General features: G+C 74.4%; 13 protein-coding genes and 1 tRNA gene. 9 read left to right on the forward strand and 5 right to left on the reverse strand.

The genetic code is table 11. From position 1 onward, the window contains the following. Positions 1 to 258 precede the first annotated feature (258 nt). The 4 genes from K5O09_RS10540 to K5O09_RS10555 are packed head-to-tail and all read left to right on the forward strand — an operon-like array spanning position 259 to position 4,473. Positions 259 to 1,671, forward strand: coding sequence for a branched-chain amino acid ABC transporter permease (locus K5O09_RS10540; RefSeq protein WP_222169514.1), 1,413 nt, complete (start codon positions 259 to 261; stop codon positions 1,669 to 1,671). A 9-nt stretch (positions 1,672 to 1,680) separates the two neighbouring features. After that, the gene (locus tag K5O09_RS10545) at positions 1,681 to 2,667 is read left to right on the forward strand and encodes a branched-chain amino acid ABC transporter permease (protein ID WP_222169515.1); all 987 of its coding nucleotides are present in this window, start codon (positions 1,681 to 1,683) and stop codon (positions 2,665 to 2,667) included. After that, a complete protein-coding gene (locus tag K5O09_RS10550) occupies positions 2,657 to 3,658 on the forward strand; it encodes an ABC transporter ATP-binding protein (protein ID WP_222169516.1) in 1,002 nt (333 codons plus the stop codon). Before K5O09_RS10545 ends, K5O09_RS10550 begins: the two co-directional genes overlap by 11 nt. After that, complete coding sequence (locus K5O09_RS10555; protein WP_222169517.1) at positions 3,655 to 4,473, forward strand: ABC transporter ATP-binding protein; 819 nt, start codon at positions 3,655 to 3,657, stop codon at positions 4,471 to 4,473. The genes K5O09_RS10550 and K5O09_RS10555 overlap by 4 nt, the downstream gene beginning before the upstream one ends. A 33-nt stretch (positions 4,474 to 4,506) precedes the next feature. On the opposite strand, the gene K5O09_RS10560 is transcribed toward K5O09_RS10555, so the two are convergent. The 4 genes from K5O09_RS10560 to K5O09_RS10575 all read right to left on the reverse strand — a co-directional run bounded on the left by K5O09_RS10560 (position 4,507) and on the right by K5O09_RS10575 (position 7,591). Next, complete coding sequence (locus K5O09_RS10560) at positions 4,507 to 4,902, reverse strand: DUF2277 domain-containing protein (protein ID WP_222169518.1); 396 nt, start codon at positions 4,900 to 4,902, stop codon at positions 4,507 to 4,509. Positions 4,903 to 5,075: 173 nt separating this feature from the next. Continuing rightward, positions 5,076 to 6,338, reverse strand: a complete 1,263-nt coding sequence (locus K5O09_RS10565; protein ID WP_222169519.1) for an ABC transporter substrate-binding protein — start codon at positions 6,336 to 6,338, stop codon at positions 5,076 to 5,078. 233 nt (positions 6,339 to 6,571) lie between these two features. Beyond that, a complete protein-coding gene (locus tag K5O09_RS10570) occupies positions 6,572 to 7,276 on the reverse strand; it encodes an ANTAR domain-containing response regulator (protein ID WP_370635427.1) in 705 nt (234 codons plus the stop codon). Between the two features lie 241 nt (positions 7,277 to 7,517). Then, positions 7,518 to 7,591, reverse strand: a tRNA-Leu gene (locus tag K5O09_RS10575). Between the two features lie 174 nt (positions 7,592 to 7,765). Here K5O09_RS10575 and K5O09_RS10580 point away from each other — a divergent pair. Together K5O09_RS10580 and K5O09_RS10585 are read left to right on the forward strand one after the other, a co-directional pair. Next, entirely contained in the window at positions 7,766 to 8,566 is an 801-nt protein-coding gene (locus K5O09_RS10580; RefSeq protein ID WP_222169520.1) for a putative protein N(5)-glutamine methyltransferase, read from the forward strand. Between the two features lie 48 nt (positions 8,567 to 8,614). Next, complete coding sequence (locus K5O09_RS10585) at positions 8,615 to 9,220, forward strand: isochorismatase family protein (RefSeq protein ID WP_222169521.1); 606 nt, start codon at positions 8,615 to 8,617, stop codon at positions 9,218 to 9,220. A gap of 97 nt (positions 9,221 to 9,317) precedes the next feature. On the opposite strand, the gene K5O09_RS10590 is transcribed toward K5O09_RS10585, so the two are convergent. Then, positions 9,318 to 9,527 carry a hypothetical protein gene (locus K5O09_RS10590; RefSeq protein ID WP_222169522.1) on the reverse strand — a complete coding sequence of 70 codons (210 nt, stop codon included), beginning with the start codon at positions 9,525 to 9,527 and terminating at the stop codon, positions 9,318 to 9,320. Between the two features lie 350 nt (positions 9,528 to 9,877). On the opposite strand from K5O09_RS10590, the gene glgX reads away from it, so the two are divergent. From glgX to treZ, 3 genes are read left to right on the forward strand one after another with little or no spacing between them, the layout of a single operon-like run. Beyond that, positions 9,878 to 12,103, forward strand: coding sequence for a glycogen debranching protein GlgX (glgX, locus tag K5O09_RS10595; RefSeq protein WP_222169523.1), 2,226 nt, complete (start codon positions 9,878 to 9,880; stop codon positions 12,101 to 12,103). After that, positions 12,100 to 14,631, forward strand: coding sequence for a malto-oligosyltrehalose synthase (gene treY, locus K5O09_RS10600; protein WP_222169524.1), 2,532 nt, complete (start codon positions 12,100 to 12,102; stop codon positions 14,629 to 14,631). The genes glgX and treY overlap by 4 nt, the downstream gene beginning before the upstream one ends. Then, complete coding sequence (gene treZ / locus K5O09_RS10605; protein WP_222169525.1) at positions 14,628 to 16,493, forward strand: malto-oligosyltrehalose trehalohydrolase; 1,866 nt, start codon at positions 14,628 to 14,630, stop codon at positions 16,491 to 16,493. The genes treY and treZ overlap by 4 nt, the downstream gene beginning before the upstream one ends. Positions 16,494 to 16,559: the final 66 nt, after the last annotated feature.

Below are 16,559 nucleotides of genomic sequence, written 5' to 3' on the forward strand. Positions count from 1 at the left end.
CCTGGCTCACACGCCCGGGTGAACGCGCCACCGGAGCGGCCCGGTGCGGGCCGCGCGTGCCTGCGCCCGGCGGCCCCCGGAGGCCGCGAACGCCTCGAACACGCCCGTAATCGTCCGGAAACGAACGCTCCCTACTGTCGCGCCAACTCACGGAGAGCAGGACGTGACGAGCCGGGGCCCCCGGTCGTCCTGCGTGCTCGCCTGAGCCCGCAGCCGACTCCGGCCGATCCGTCGGCCCACGACCGGACGGAGGACCAGGTGCGCCGAGCCGCGACCAGGGACCGTTCCACCGCCGGGGCGCTCGCCGTCCTCGGCGTGCTCCTCCTCACCCTGATCCTCACCGTCGCCGTCCCGGGCAGCGCCCGGGCAGCGGCTGCCGGTTGCGTCGCCGACGCGGCCACCGGGTGCCTCAACGGCACCATCCGCACGTCCGCCCAGCAGCCCGCGGCCGGCGTCGTGCTCGACGTCGACGGCCCCGGGGGCACGAGCCGGGCCACGACGGACGCCGACGGCCGCTGGACGCTGGCCGTGACCGAGGCGGGCGACTACACGGTCACGCTCGACACCGCGACGCTCCCCGCGGGGGAGACGCTGCGTGACCCGTCGGGCAACCCGCGCACCGTGACGGTCGCGCTCGGATCCTCCGCGGGCGTGCTCTTCCCGCTGGGCGAGCCCACGGCGCCCGCCGGCGGCGGTGACGAGACCGCCGCCCCCGACCCGGGCAGCACCGCGCCGGCCCCGTCCGACGAGGTGGGGACCCCCACGGGGTCGTCCGGCTCCGGCGGGTTCTCCTGGGGCCGGCTCGCCCAGCAGGCCAGCAGCGGCCTGGTGTTCGGCGTGCTGCTCGCGCTGGCCTCCGTCGGGCTGTCGCTGATCTACGGCACCACCGGCCTGTCGAACTTCGCGCACGGCGAGCAGGTGACGCTCGGCGCGATCGCCGCCTACGTGGGCGTCCAGCTCGGGGGCCTGCCGCTGCTCGTCGCGGGCGTGCTGGCCGTGGTCGTCGGCGCCGCGTCGGGCTGGCTGCAGGACGCGGGGATGTGGCACCCGCTGCGCAAGCGGCGGGTCGGCACCACGCAGCAGGTGATCGTCACGATCGGCCTGTCGATGGCCCTGCAGTACACGTACCAGTTCTTCTTCGGCGGGGGCGCGCTGCGCATCGTCACCACGAACCCGACGACGGTCACGCTCGGTCCCGTCCGGATCAGCACGACGTCGCTGTGGTCGCTGCTGCTGGCGGCGGTCGTCCTCGCCGCGGTGGCGTACTTCCTGCTCGGCACCCGGGTCGGCCGCGCCACCCGGGCGGTCTCCGACAACCCCGCGCTGGCTGCGGCGTCGGGCATCACGGTCGACCGCATCGTGCGGCTCGTGTGGGTGCTGGGCGCGGCGCTCGCCGCGCTCGGCGGCGTGCTCATGGGCCTCTACCTCAACGCCACGTCCTGGAACATGGGCGGCGCCCTGCTGCTCCTGATGTTCGCCGCGGTGACGCTGGGCGGCCTCGGCCAGGCGTTCGGCGCGCTGGCCGGCTCGATCGTCATCGGCCTGGTGGTCGAGATGTCGAACCTCGTCATCCCGAGCGACATGCGCTACGCCGGCGCCCTGCTCATCCTCATCCTCGTCCTGCTGCTGCGGCCCCAGGGCATCCTCGGACGCGCCGAGCGGATCGGTTAAGGAGCCGTCATGGAGTGGTCCCGCATCCTCGTCAACGTCGCGGGCGAGATCTTCGCCCCGACCACTGCCGCCTACGCGCTGGCGGCCATCGGCCTCAACGTGCACTTCGGCCTCACCGGCCTGCTGAACATGGGCCAGGCCGGGTTCATGCTGCTCGGTGCCTACGGCTTCGCGATCTCGACCATCGCCGGGTGGCCGCTGTGGGCCGCGGTGCTCGTCGCGATCGCCTGCGCCGCCGTGTTCGCCCTGCTGCTCGGCATCCCCACGCTCAAGCTGCGCGGCGACTACCTGGCGATCGTGACGATCGCCGCCGCCGAGATCATCCGCCTCGTCGGGCGGTCCACAGCCCTGACGGACCTGACGGGCGCTTCGTCCGGCCTGCGCGGCAACTCGTACAAGGACACGTTCCAGGACGCGTCGCCGTTCCCGGACGGCACCCTCGCGCTCGGTCCGTTCGAGTACTCGACGAACGCGTCCAACTCGTGGTGGATCCGCATCGTCGGCTGGGCGGTCGTCGCCCTGGCGTGCCTGCTGGTGTGGCTGCTCGTCCGCAGCCCGTGGGGCCGGGTGCTCAAGGGGATCCGCGAGGACGAGGACGCCGTGCGGTCGCTCGGCAAGAACGTCTACTCGTACAAGATGCAGTCCCTGGTGCTCGGCGGCGTGATCGGCGCGGTGGCGGGGATCGTCTACGTGCTGCCCCGGGCGGTGCAGCCCGACTCGATGGGCCGCCCCATGACGTTCTTCGTCTGGACGATCCTGCTGCTCGGCGGTGCCGCGACGGTGTTCGGGCCGGTGCTCGGGTCGATCGTCTTCTGGGTCTCGCTCATGCTCATCAAGTCCGTCATGCGCGTCGGGGTCCCCGAGTCGGTGATGCGCACCGAGCAGATCGAGCAGTTCGGCTGGATCGTCGTCGGCGTGACGCTCATGCTGCTGGTGATCTTCCGGCCCCAAGGCATCCTCGGCGACAAGAAGGAGCTGGCGATCGATGTCCGCTGACGTCCCCCGCGGCCACGTGCCGCCGCCCGTCCCCCACGCCACCACGGCCAGCGGCAAGGACCGCGTCACCGCGGACCTGGCGCACGTCGCCCGGACGCCCGGCGTCCTGAAGCCGGACGCGATCGTGGTCGCCGACGGCGTCACCCGGCACTTCGGCGGCATGACCGCCGTCGACGTGGAGCACCTGGAGGTGCAGCGCGGCGCCATCACCGCCCTCATCGGGCCGAACGGCGCCGGCAAGACGACGCTGTTCAACCTGCTCACCGGCTTCGACCGCCCGAGCACCGGCACGTGGTCGTTCGACGGGCGGTCGCTGTCCGGGGTCGCGGCGGCGCGCGTCGCCCGGTCCGGGATGGTCCGCACCTTCCAGCTCACCAAGGCCCTGTCCCGCATGACCGTGATCGAGAACATGCGGCTCGGCGCCACCCACCAGCCCGGCGAGAACCTGTTCACCGCCCTGGTCCCGCCGCTGTGGAGGGCGCGGGAGAAGGAGATCACCGAGAAGGCCGAGGAGCTGCTCGCCCGGTTCAAGCTGGACACCAAGCGCGACGACTACGCGGGCTCGCTGTCCGGCGGCCAGCGCAAGCTGCTCGAGATGGCGCGGGCGCTGATGTCGGACCCCACGATGGTCATGCTCGACGAGCCGATGGCCGGCGTGAACCCGGCGCTGACGCAGTCGCTGCTCGGCCACATCCAGGCGCTGCGCGAGGACGGCACGACCGTGCTGTTCGTCGAGCACGACATGCACATGGTCCGGCACATCTCGGACTGGGTGGTCGTCATGGCGGAGGGCCGGATCGTCGCCGAGGGGCCGCCCGAGGCCGTGATGGCCGACCAGGCCGTGATCGACGCCTACCTCGGCGCGCACCACGACACGGACCTGGGGGACGACGCACTGCTCGAGGACGGCATCCAGCGGCTCGAGGCCGAGGAGGCGGGGCAGGTGGACGACGCGTTCGCCGGCACCGACACGAAGGAGGGCACCCGATGAGCAGCACCGCCGTGCAGGGGTCGGACCCCTCGACCGTCCACCGCGGGGCGCCCGCCGGCGAGCCGCTGCTCGCCGCGACCGACCTCGTCGCGGGCTACGTGCCGGGCGTCGACATCCTCAACGGCTGCAACCTCGTGGTGCACCCCGGGGAGCTCGTGGGCATCATCGGCCCGAACGGGGCCGGCAAGTCCACGCTCCTCAAGGCCCTGTTCGGTCTGGTGTCGATCCGGTCCGGCTCGGTGGTGCTGAAGGGCGAGGACATCACCAACCACCGCGCCGACTCGCTGGTGCGGCGCGGCGTCGGGTTCGTGCCGCAGACCAACAACGTGTTCCCGTCGCTGTCCATCCAGGAGAACCTCGAGATGGGGCTGTTCCAGGCCCCGAAGCGGTTCGCGGAGCGGTTCGACTTCGTCGTCGACCTGTTCCCGGTGCTCGGCGAGCGGCGCAAGCAGCGCGCCGGGTCGCTGTCCGGCGGCGAGCGGCAGATGGTCGCCATGGCACGCGCGCTGATGATGGACCCGTCCGTGCTGCTGCTCGACGAGCCGTCCGCCGGTCTGTCCCCCGTGCGCCAGGACGAGACGTTCCTGCGGACCCGCACGATCAACAAGGCGGGCGTGTCGGTCGTGATCGTCGAGCAGAACGCCCGGCGCTGCCTGCAGATCTGCGACCGCGCGTACGTGCTCGACCAGGGGTCGAACGCCTACTCCGGCCCCGGGCGCGAGCTCATGCACGACCCGAAGGTCATCGAGCTGTACCTCGGGACGCTCGCCACCGACGTGGAGGCCGCGGCGCGGCGGGAGGCCCCGCAGGGCTGAGGCCGTCTTCCCGTCGCGAGCCCGCGTCCGCCGTCAGGCCGGCGCGGGCTCGTGCGTGTGCGGGTGCGCGTGGTCCGGGTGCGCGTGGTCGTGCGGGTGGTCGTGGTCGTGCGGGTGCGCGTGGTCGTGCCCCGCGCCGACCTCCGGCTCCCCCGCGTCGAACGGCGCCATCCCGAGGCGCGCCCGCACCTCCGGGCGCCGCAGCGGCGGCACGGTGGCCGGCGGGCGACGCCGGTCCGGGAGCTCGGCGAGCAGCCGCGTGACGATCGCCGCCACCTCCGCGACGGCCCGCTCGACGGGCTCGTGGGTCGCCGCGCTCGTGACCTGGACGCCCGTGACCTTCCGGACGAACTGCCGCGCGGCGGCCTCGACCTCCTCGGGCGTCGCGGCCGGCTCCAGCCCCCGCAGCGTCGTGATGTTCCGGCACATCGTGGTCCCCCTCGCGGACGGTGCGCCGGGCCGCGCGGCCCGTGCCCGGCGACCGTACGCCGCGCCACCGGGCCCGTGGAAGCCCCCGAGGGCACGCGCCGGGGCCCGGGACGCGCGTGGCGTCCCGGGCCCCGGGGTGGTGGTGCTGCCGGCTGCCGCCGGTCAGGGTCGCGTCACTCGACGGAGCCCTCGACCGCCTTCACCCAGACGTTCTTGTTGTCGGCCCCGTACGTGTAGACGCCGATGAACGCCGACGACGGGTCGTTGTCCTCGTTGAACGGGCCGGTGCCCGCCTGGCCGACGTAGTGGATGTCGCTGCCGCCGTCGAGGAGCTCGACGCAGTCCGCGAACGTGGAGCACTCCTCGCCGCCGTCCGCGCCGGAGACCGCCGCCAGGTTCGCCTGGATCGTCGGGCCGTCGGTGGCGCCGCCCTTGACCGCCGCGAGGGCCGCCAGGATCGTCGCGTCGTACGACTCGGGGCCGTAGGCGTAGTCGGTGAGGTTCGGGTCGACCTCCTTGAGGCGCGCCTGGAACTCGTCGCTCGGGAACGCACCGGGGATGGTGCCCTGGGCGCCCTCGAGCGTGCCCGGCTCGAAGTCCGCGGAGTAGTCCGCCGTGTTGCCGTCCACCATGTAGATCGTCGACGGGTCGACGCCGGCGGCGGCGAGCTCGGGGATGATCTGCTTGGTCTGCTCGAACGCCAGCACCACGACCGCGTCGGGGTCGGTCGCCATCAGCGCCGTGACGTCGGTCGCGAAGCTGCTCGCGGCCGGGTCGAACTCCTCGCCCGGGTTGCCGTAGACGACGGTCGCGCCCGTGGCCTCGACGGTCTCCTTGACGACGTCGCGCAGCGAGGTGCCGTAGTCGTCGTTGAACACCAGGATGCCGATGCTGGAGTGCCCGTCACCGGTGATGAGGTTGCCGAGCGCCGAGCCCTGGACCGTGTCCGGCGGGGCGGTGCGGAAGTAGAAGTCCGAGTAGCCGGACAGCGACGTCGCCGTGTTCGCCGGCGAGATCTGCACGACCTCGGCGCCCGTGATGTCGTCGATCACGTTGAGCGTGACGGACGAGGACGCCGCACCGATGATGACCTGCACGTCCTGCGACAGCAGGTCGGTCACCGACTGGGTCGCGACCTCGGCGTGGTCGGCGTCCGAGGAGTCCGCGTGCGTGACCTCGACGTCCTGGCCCAGGACGCCGCCCGCCTCGTTGATCTCCTTGACCGCCAGGTCGACGCCGGCGACCTCCGGCGGGCCGAGGTACGCCAGGGTGCCGGTCTGCGGGAGGAGCGTGCCGACGATCAGCGGGCTGCTGTCACCGCCGGCCGTCTCGTCGTCGCCGGACCCGCCGTCGTCGGAGCTGGAGCACGCGGTGAGCACCAGCGCGACGGCGCCGGCGAGGGCCGCCGACTGGACGGCGTGAGTCGTACGGATCATGCGTGGTACCCCTGTCGGTGAGTACTGCCGGCCGGGAGCCCCGGCCGGTGCTGTGGCCGCGAACGTAAGGGCCACGTGTGTCCGACGTGTGTCGGCCGTGTCTCAACCAGTGGTTGTTGCCGATTCGTGACCATCGCCGCACGAGCGGTCCGCCGCCGGGCCCTGACGCACCGAGGCCCGGTCCGCCACGACGGGCGGACCGGGCCTCGGGGAGCGACCGGACGTGTGGGGCGTCAGGCGCCGCCACCGACCTGCTCGATGACCGCGTCGGCGACCTCGCGCATCGTGAGGCGGCGGTCCATCGAGGTCTTCTGGATCCAGCGGAACGACTCGGGCTCCGTCAGACCCATCTTCGTCATGAGCAGGCCCTTGGCGCGGTCCACGCGCTTGCGGGTCTCGAAGCGCTCGGCGAGGTCCGCGACCTCGGACTCGAGTGCGGTGATCTGCGCGTAGCGGGAGATGGCGATCTCGACCGCCGGCAGCAGGTCCGCCGGGCTGAACGGCTTCACGACGTACGCCATGGCGCCGGCGTCCCGGGCGCGCTCCACCAGCTCGGTCTGCGAGAACGCGGTGAGCAGCACGACCGGCGCGAGGTGGGCCTTGGCGATGCGCTCGGCCGCGGAGATCCCGTCGAGCACCGGCATCTTGACGTCCATGACCACGACGTCGGGCTTGAGCTCCGTGGCCAGCGCCACGGCCTGCTCGCCGTCGCCCGCCTCACCGACGACGTCGAAACCCGCCTCGCGCAGCGTCTCGACGACGTCCATGCGGATGAGGGCCTCGTCCTCCGCCACCACCGCGCGCCGAGCCGGCTTCGCGGTCGCCTCGGGGGCCCTCTCGGCCGCACGGGCCTGCGGGATGTCGAGGTCGAGGGGGGTGCTGCCGGCCTGCTGCTCGCTGCCGTCCGGCGTGGTCGGCGTCGCGTCCTGGGTGCTCACGGGATCAGATTCTAGGACCACGTCCGCCCCGGACGCCCGGAACGCCCCTGTGAACCTCGGCACGCCGACCGCGTGGTCGGGTTCGTCCCGGTCCGCTGGGCGGGCCCGGCGGGCCGACAGGGTGGTCCGGCCACCACCCGCGCCGGCCCGGGCCGCGGGGGCTCGTCGCCGTCGCGCCGGGCCTGTGCCGCCGAGCGGTCGCGCCGACGGTGCCCGCGCGGATCACCGCGGTGCGGTGCGGTGCCCCGAGTGGGATTCGAACCCACACTGGATCGGGTTTGAGCCGAACGCCTCTGCCGGTTGGGCTATCGGGGCCGCCGGACCAGCGTACCGGCGCGCGACCACCACCCACGCGGGTGCGGACCCGCGTGGCGGCCCTGGACCGGCGCGCCGGACCAGCCGGGCCCGGGCGTCCCGAGGGGGCTCCCGTGACCCCCGGGACGTCCGCTCCCACGACCCCGGGCGGGCGCGGGCGTAGATTCGGCGCCCGTGACCCCGACCCCCGCCGAGCTCGTCGCCGTGGCCGCTCGGCTGCGGGCGGCGGGGTGCGTCTGGGCGGAGGACGAGGCCGCGCTGCTCGCCGGCGAGGCGCCGGACCAGGCGACGCTGGACGTGCTGGTCGGGCGCCGGGTCGCCGGCGAGCCGCTGGAGCAGGTCGTCGGCTGGGCCGCGTTCGCCGGGCTGCGGGTGGCGGTCGCACCGGGGGTGTTCGTCCCACGTGCCCGCACGCAGGCGCTCGTACGGCGCGCGGTGCGGCTGGCGGCCGGCGTCCCGCACCCGACGGTGGTGGACCTGTGCTGCGGGACGGGGGCGGTCGGCCTCGCGGTCGCCCGAGCGCATCCCGGGACCCGGCTGTGGGCGACGGACATCGACCCCGCGGCGGTGGCCTGCGCCCGCGCGAACCTGGACGGCCTGGGGACGGCGCTCCAGGGCGACCTCGATGCGCCGCTCCCGGCCGGACTGCGCGGCCGGGTGGACGTGCTCGCGGCGAACGCGCCGTACGTCCCCACCACCGAGATCGCGCACATGCCCCCGGAGGCGCGGGACCACGAGCCGCTGGTCGCGCTGGACGGCGGGGCGGACGGCGTGGACCTGCACCGCCGCGTGGCGGCCGCCGCACCGGGCTGGCTGGCCCCCGGCGGGCACCTGCTCATCGAGACCAGCACGGCCCAGGCCGACGCGACCGCCGCGGCGTGCGAGGCGCACGGGCTGCGAACCCGCGTGGAGCACGACGACGACGTCGACGGGACGGTGGTCGTCGCCCGGCGGTCGGGTGGGTCGCGCTCCTAGAGTGGGACGCGGGGCGCGCACCGGGTGCGCCACCGAGGGGAGGCTGCGGTGGGCCGGGCGCTGGTCGTGGTGGACGTGCAGAACGACTTCTGCGAGGGCGGGGCCCTGGCGGTGGCCGGGGGCGCGGAGGTCGCCCGGGCGGTGACGGCGTTCCTCGGCGGTGCCGCGGGCTCGTACGACGCCGTCGTCGCGACGGCCGACTGGCACGAGCCGCTGCCCGACTCGAACGCCGGGCACTTCGCGGTCGGCGCCGACCCCGACTACGTGACCACCTGGCCGGAGCACTGCGTCCGCGGCACGCCGGGCGCGGCGTACCACCCCGCGCTCCGCCTGCCCGCGGGGACCGTGCACGTCCGCAAGGGCCAGGGGCGGCAGGACTACTCGGGCTTCGAGGGCGAGGTGCAGGGCCAGGGTGACGGGAGCCGGACGGGGCTCGCGGACGTGCTGCGCGCGCGGGGGGTGGACGGCGTCGACGTGGTCGGCCTCGCCACGGACCACTGCGTCGCCGCCACGGCGCTCGACGCCGTCGCCGCCGGCTTCGACGTGCGGGTGCTCACCGACCTGACCGCGGGCGTGGGCGTCCGCACGACGATCGACGCGCTGACGCGCCTCGCCGGGCACGGCGTGGCGCTGGCGACCTCCGGGACGCGGTAGGCCGCGCGCCGACGCGTCCGCGGGCGCCGCACTCCCCGCAGGACGGCGCGCCGGTCGGTGCCCGGGACGCGGCGGCTGCCCCCGGCGAGTCCGCGGTTCAGCCCTGGTCGGCGCGCAGGCGCCCGGTCTCCCGGAAGGTGTCGGCGATCTGCTGGGCCTGGGCGGAGACGAGCCGGCGGTAGAGGTCGTACGCGGCGTCGATCCGCACGGGCAGGTCCCCGCGGCTGCGGGCGAGCTGCCAGTCGCGCTTCGCCGCCGCGATGTCCGCGTTGGTGATGACCACGCGCGCCTCGTCCTCGTCCGCCATGGGTCGAGCATGCGTCCGTTTTGCCCGTTTTGCGATAGTCCGTCGGGGTGAACGGACGCCGAGGACCGGGTGAACCCCGCCCCCGAGGGGCACACCCGTCGCCCGTTCGGCCGCCGCCGGACCCGGTCCGGGACCCCCGCCGGGCACCCGCCGCACGCAGGTCGGACGTCGCCCCTGCGCGGCCCGGGCGGTGCCACGCGCCCCGCTTCCCGCCCGGGGGCGGCCGCCCCACCACCGCACGGACGTGCCCGGCCGCGCTGCTTCGTCCTGCGGACCCGGGGGTTCGGCTGGCACGCTGTGCTCCTGGGCCCACCGGCCCAGCGCCACCACCTGCCGAAGGACGACCACGCATGAGGATCTGGCCCGGACGCCCCTACCCGCTGGGCGCCACGTACGACGGCAGCGGCACCAACTTCGCACTGTTCTCGGGCGTCGCCGAGCGGGTGGAGCTGTGCCTGTTCGACGAGGCCGGCAACGAGACCCGGGTGGACCTGCCCGAGGTCGACGCGTTCGTCTGGCACGGCTACGTCCCCGCGCTGCAGCCCGGGCAACGGTACGGCTACCGGGTGCACGGCCCCTACGACCCGTCCGAGGGGCACCGCTGCGACCCGTCGAAGCTGCTGCTCGACCCGTACGCCAAGGCCGTCGACGGGCAGATCGACAACGACCCGTCGCTGTACTCGTACACGTTCGGCGCGGAGGACGACCGCAACACCGACGACTCCGCGGGCCACACCATGACGTCCGTGGTCGTCAACCCCTACTTCGACTGGGGCCACGACCGGCCGCCGCAGCACGAGTACCACGACTCGGTCATCTACGAGGCGCACGTGCGGGGACTGACCCGGCTGCACCCGGCGGTGCCCGAGGAGATGCGCGGCACGTACTCCGCGCTCGCGCACCCCGCCGTCATCGAGCACCTGACCTCGCTCGGCGTCACCGCCGTCGAGCTCATGCCGGTGCACCAGTTCGTCGACGACCCGGCGCTCCAGGACCGCGGGCTGTCGAACTACTGGGGCTACAACACCATCGGGTTCTTCGCGCCGCACAACGGCTACGCCGCGTTCGGCAGCACCGGGCAGCAGGTGCAGGAGTTCAAGGCGATGGTCAAGGAGCTGCACGCCGCGGACATCGAGGTCATCCTCGACGTCGTCTACAACCACACCGCCGAGGGCAACCACCTCGGCCCCACGCTGTCGTTCCGCGGCATCGACAACGCGTCGTACTACCGGCTCGTGGACGAGGACAAGGCGCACTACTTCGACACGACGGGCACCGGCAACTCGCTGCTCATGCGCTCGCCGCACGTGCTGCAGCTGATCATGGACTCGCTGCGCTACTGGGTGCAGGACATGCACGTCGACGGGTTCCGGTTCGACCTCGCGGCGACGCTGGCCCGGCAGTTCCACGAGGTCGACCGGCTGAGCGCGTTCTTCGACATCGTGCAGCAGGACCCGATCATCTCCCAGGTCAAGCTCATCGCGGAACCGTGGGACCTCGGCGACGGCGGCTACCAGGTCGGCGGGTTCCCCCCGCTGTGGTCGGAGTGGAACGGGCAGTACCGCGACACGGTGCGGGACTTCTGGCGCGGGGAGCCGTCGACGCTGGCCGAGTTCGCCAGCCGGCTGTCCGGCTCCGCGGACCTGTACGAGCACTCCGGCCGCCGGCCCATCGCGAGCGTCAACTTCGTCACCGCGCACGACGGGTTCACGCTCGCCGACCTCGTGTCGTACAACGAGAAGCACAACGAGGCCAACGGCGAGGGCAACCGCGACGGCGAGAGCCACAACCGGTCCTGGAACTGCGGCGTCGAGGGCCCCACGGACGACCCCGAGGTGCTCGACCTGCGCGGTCGGCAGCAGCGCAACTTCCTCACCACCCTGCTGCTGTCCCAGGGCGTGCCGATGATCGCGCACGGCGACGAGCTGGGCCGCACCCAGCAGGGCAACAACAACGTCTACTGCCAGGACGACGAGCTGTCGTGGGTGGACTGGGACCTCGACGAGCGCCGCACGACGCTGCTCGAGTTCGCCCGCCGCGTCGTGCACCTGCGTCGCGACCACCCCGTGTTCCGGCGGCGCCGGTTCTTCGCCGGGGCGCCCGAGCGGGGTGGCGAGTCCGACCTGCGGGACATCGCGTGGTTCACGCCGGCCGGGGAGCACATGTCCGACGCGCAGTGGCAGGAGGCCCTCGCGCGGTCGGTCATGGTGTTCCTCAACGGCGACGCGATCGCCGAGCCGGACCTGCGCGGGGAGGACATCGTCGACGACTCGTTCCTGGTGCTGTTCAACGCGCAGCCGGAGCCGACCACCTTCACGCTGCCGGGGTCGGACTACGGCGACACGTGGACCGTCGCCCTGGACACCGACCACCAGCTCACACCCGGCGACGAGCTCGCCGCCGGTGTCGACGTGCGGCTCGAGCACCGCTCCACGGTCGTGCTCGTGCGGCCGCCGGTGCAGGCGGTGGACCCGGTCACGCAGGCTCCCGCCACCACGACCCTCGACGCCGGCGCGCAGCCGCCGGCCCCGCCGCAGGACGGCCCGCCGGCCCCGCAGCCGGGCGGTCGCGCATGACCGTCGACCGCGGCCCGGAGGCACGCACCCCGTCCCGCCGGCTCCCCGCCCCCGACCGGCCCGTCCCGACGTCGACGTACCGCGTCCAGCTCGGCGCGGACCTCACGTTCGACGACGTCGCGGCCCGCGTGCCGTACCTGGCCGACCTGGGCGTGACGCACGTGTACCTCTCGCCGGTCCTCACAGCGGCGCCCGGCTCCACGCACCGGTACGACGTGGTCGACCACGACACGGTCTCCCCCGTGCTCGGCGGCGAGGAGGGCCTGCGCCGGCTCGCCGACGCGGCGCACGCCGCGGGGCTCGGTCTGGTGCTCGACATCGTCCCGAACCACATGGCCGTCCCCACCCCGGCGTGGCACAACCGCGCGCTGTGGTCGGTGCTCGCCGAGGGCCCCGAGTCGCCGTACGCGTCCTGGTTCGACGTCGACTGGTCCGCCGGCGAGGGCGACGTGCTCATGCCCGTCCTCGGCGACCGGATCGGCGCGGTGCTGGCGTCCGGCGAGCTGCGGCTCGAGCACGAGGTCGTCCCCGGGCACGGTGACGACCCGCAGCCCGTGCTGCGCTACTACGACCACGTGTTCCCCGTCCGTCCCGGCACCGAGGCGCTGCCCCTGGCCGAGCTGCTCGAGCGGCAGCACTACCGCCTCGCCTACTGGCGGGTCGCCGACGAGGAGCTGAACTACCGCCGGTTCTTCGACGTCGGCACGCTCGCGGCCGTCCGCGTCGAGGACCCCGACGTGTTCGACGCCACCCACGCCCTGGTGCTGCGCCTGCTCGACGACGGCGTCGTCGACGGGCTCCGGATCGACCACCCCGACGGCCTCGCGGACCCGGGCGGCTACCTGGACCGGCTGCGGGAGCGGTCCGGCGGCGCGTGGGTCGTCGTCGAGAAGATCCTGCAGGGCGAGGAGGAGCTGCCCGCGGACTGGTCGACCGCCGGCACGACCGGGTACGAGGCGCTGTGGCGGATCCAGCAGGCGTTCGTCGACCCCGGCGGCGGCGCGCGCCTCGGCGCCCTGCTGCACCGCCTCTCCGGCGACACGTCCGACGCGCTGCCCGAGATCGTCGACACCGCCAAGCGGCAGATCGTCGACCGGGCGCTGTACGCCGAGGTGTACCGCCTGACCGAGCTCGCGGCGGAGGTCTGCCGCGACGACCTGCGGCTGCGCGACCACACGTGGCGTTCCCTGCACGACTGCCTGGTCGAGCTGCTCGTCGCGATGGACCGGTACCGGGCGTACGTCGTGCCCGGGCGGACGCCGCACCCGGCGGACGTCGAGGTGCTGGAGCACGCCGCGCGCACCGCCCGGGACCGCCTGTCCCCGGAACGGGCGGCCACCATGGACGTGCTCGTCGACCTGCTGCTGGGCCGCGAGGTCGGCAGCGCAGGCCGGACGCGCGACCCGCGCCGCGACGAGCTCGTCGTGCGGTTCCAGCAGACCTGCGGCGCCGTGATGGCCAAGGGCGTCGAGGACACCGCGTTCTACCGCTGGACCCACCTGGTCTCGCTCACCGAGGTCGGGGGTGAGCCGGACCGGTTCTCGCTGTCCCCCACCGAGCTGATCGCGTGGGCCGCCCGGGCCCAGCAGCAGACGCCGCTCGGCATGACGACCCTGTCGACGCACGACACCAAGCGCAGCGAGGACGTGCGCGCCCGACTGGGCGTGCTGTCCGAGCTCCCGGTGGAGTGGGCGGAGCTCGTCGGCCGGCTGCGCGCCGCGTCCGCGCCGTACCGCTCGTCCCTGCTCGACGGCCGCACGGAGAACCTGCTGTGGCAGACGCTCGCCGGCACGTGGACCGCGGACGGGCCCATCGCGGGCGACCGGCTCGCGGAGTACCTCACGAAGGCCGTGCGGGAGGCGAAGGACCGCACGTCCTGGACCGCGCCCGACGAGGCCTACGAGCGGGCCGTGCTGGACGCCGCGGCGCAGGCGCTCACCGACGGACGCGTCGCGGAGCTGTTCGTCGCGTGGGAGCACCGCACCCGGCCCGCGGTCCGTGCCGCGACCCTCGGGCAGAAGCTCGTCCAGCTCACGCTGCCGGGCGTCGCCGACGTGTACCAGGGCACCGAGGTGCCCGCGGTCGCCCTCGTCGACCCCGACAACCGGCGGCCCGTCGACGCCGAGGCGCTGGCCGCACGGCTCGCCCGCCTGGACGAGGGCGCCGGCCCGCGCGACCTCGCGGACGAGAAGCTGCTCGTCACCTCGCGCGCCCTGCGGCTGCGCCGGGACGTGCCGGAGGCGTTCGTGGGACCGGGCGCGGGCCTGGTGCCGATCGCCCACTCCTCGGGCCACGTGCTGACCTACGCCCGCACCGCCGACGGGGAGCCGCGGGTCGCCGTGCTCGCGACGCGGCTGGCCGCGATGGTCGACCGGCTCGGCGGCTGGGACGACCACACCGTGGCGCTGCCCGAGGGCGACTGGCACGACGTGCTCGCCGACCGCAGCGTGCCCGGCGGGGTGCAGCAGCTCGCCGGTCTGCTCGACCGGATGCCGGTGGCCCTGCTGGTGAGGAGGACGGACGCATGAGCGCGAGCACCGGGACCCCGGCCCTCCGGCCCGCCGGGGCCGTCTGGGCGCCGCGCGCAGGCAGCGTGGCGCTGCACCTGCCCGCCGCGGACGACGGCGGCGCCGACACCGTGCCGCTCACCCGCGGCCCGGACGGCTGGTGGACGCCCGACCGGGACCTGCCGCACGGCACCGACTACGCCTTCGTCCTCGACGGCGGAGACCCGCGCCCCGACCCCCGCAGCCCGTGGCAGCCGGACGGCGTCCACGGGCCCAGCCGGGTGTTCGACAGCACGCGCCACGAGTGGGCGGACGCGGGCTGGGCCGGGCTGGACGTGCGCGGCGCCGTGCTCTACGAGCTGCACGTGGGGACCTTCACGCCGGAGGGGACGCTCGACGCGGCCGCCGCGCGGCTGGAGCACCTGGCGGGGCTCGGCGTGCAGGTGGTCGAGCTGCTGCCCGTCGCGCCGTTCAACGGCGTGCACGGCTGGGGCTACGACGGCGTCGGGCTGTACGGGGTGCACGAGCCCTACGGCGGACCGGCGGCGCTCCAGCGCTTCGTCGACGCCGCGCACGCCGCGGGCCTGGCGGTCTGCCTCGACGTCGTCCACAACCACCTGGGGCCGTCCGGCAACTACCTCGGCGAGTTCGGCCCGTACTTCACCGACGCCCACCACACGCCCTGGGGCGCGGCCGTCAACCTCGACGGCGACGACGCGGGCGAGGTGCGCCGCTGGATCCTCGACAGCGCCCTGCGGTGGCTGCGGGACTTCCACGTCGACGCCCTGCGGCTCGACGCCGTGCACGCCCTCGTCGACGAGTCCCCGCGGCACGTGCTCGCGGACCTGTCCGACGAGGTCGCCGCGCTGGCCGCGGAGGTCGGCCGGCCGCTGTCGCTGATCGCCGAGGTCGACCTCAACGACCCGGTGTCCGTGACGCCCACGGCGGGCGGCGGCTGGGGCATGACCGCACAGTGGGCCGACGACGTGCACCACGCGCTGCACGCCCTGCTCACGGGCGAGCGGCACGGGTACTACGTCGACTTCGGATCGCCCGCGACGCTCCGCAAGGCGCTGCGCGACGTGTTCGTCCACGACGGGACGTACTCGACCTTCCGGGGTCGCGACTGGGGGCGTCCGGTGCCCCCGGACGTCGACGGGCACCGGTTCGTCGTGTTCGGGCAGGACCACGACCAGGTCGGCAACCGCGCGCTCGGCGACCGGCCGTCCGCCGCGCTGGACGACGGCGCGCTCGCCGCCGAGGCCGCGCTCGTCCTGCTGTCCCCGTTCACGCCGATGCTGTTCATGGGCGAGGAGTGGGGCGCCCGCACGCCCTGGCTGTACATGACCGACCACCCGGAGCCGGAGCTCGCGCAGGCCGTCCGGGAGGGCCGCGCCCGGGAGTTCGGCGGGCACGGCTGGGCCGCGATGTACGGCCAGGACGAGGAGACGTTCCGCGTGCCCGACCCGCAGGACCCCACGGGCGTCGAGGCCAGCCGCCTCGACTGGGACGAGCCCGGGCTGCCCGGCCACGCGCGCATGCTCGACTGGTACCGGCGCCTGGTGGAGCTGCGCCGCGAGGTCCCGGACCTGGCGTCGGGCGACCGCGCGGCGACCGACCTCACCTGGGCGCCGGACGCCGGCGACGGACCGGACGGCTCGGACGGTCCCGAGGGCGCGTGGCGCGACTGGCTCGTCCTGCACCGGGGGGACGCGCGGGTCGTGGTCAACCTCGCCGCCACCGAGCGCGTCGTCCCTCTCGGCACCGACCGCGAGGACCTGCGCGTCGTGGCCTCCTGGGCGACGGCGAGACTCGTGCCCGCCTCCCCCGACGGCGCCGCGCAGCTGCTCATCGGCCCCCGCTCGGTGGCCGTCCTGTCCTGAGCACCCGCGGCGCCGCGCCCCGGCGCCACCACGTCCAGGACCCCGACAGCCGCGCACCGCCGCCCC

Origin of the sequence: Cellulomonas sp. C5510 (assembly GCF_019797765.1) — a bacterium.
In the GTDB taxonomy this organism is placed as follows: Bacteria; Actinomycetota; Actinomycetes; order Actinomycetales; family Cellulomonadaceae; genus Cellulomonas.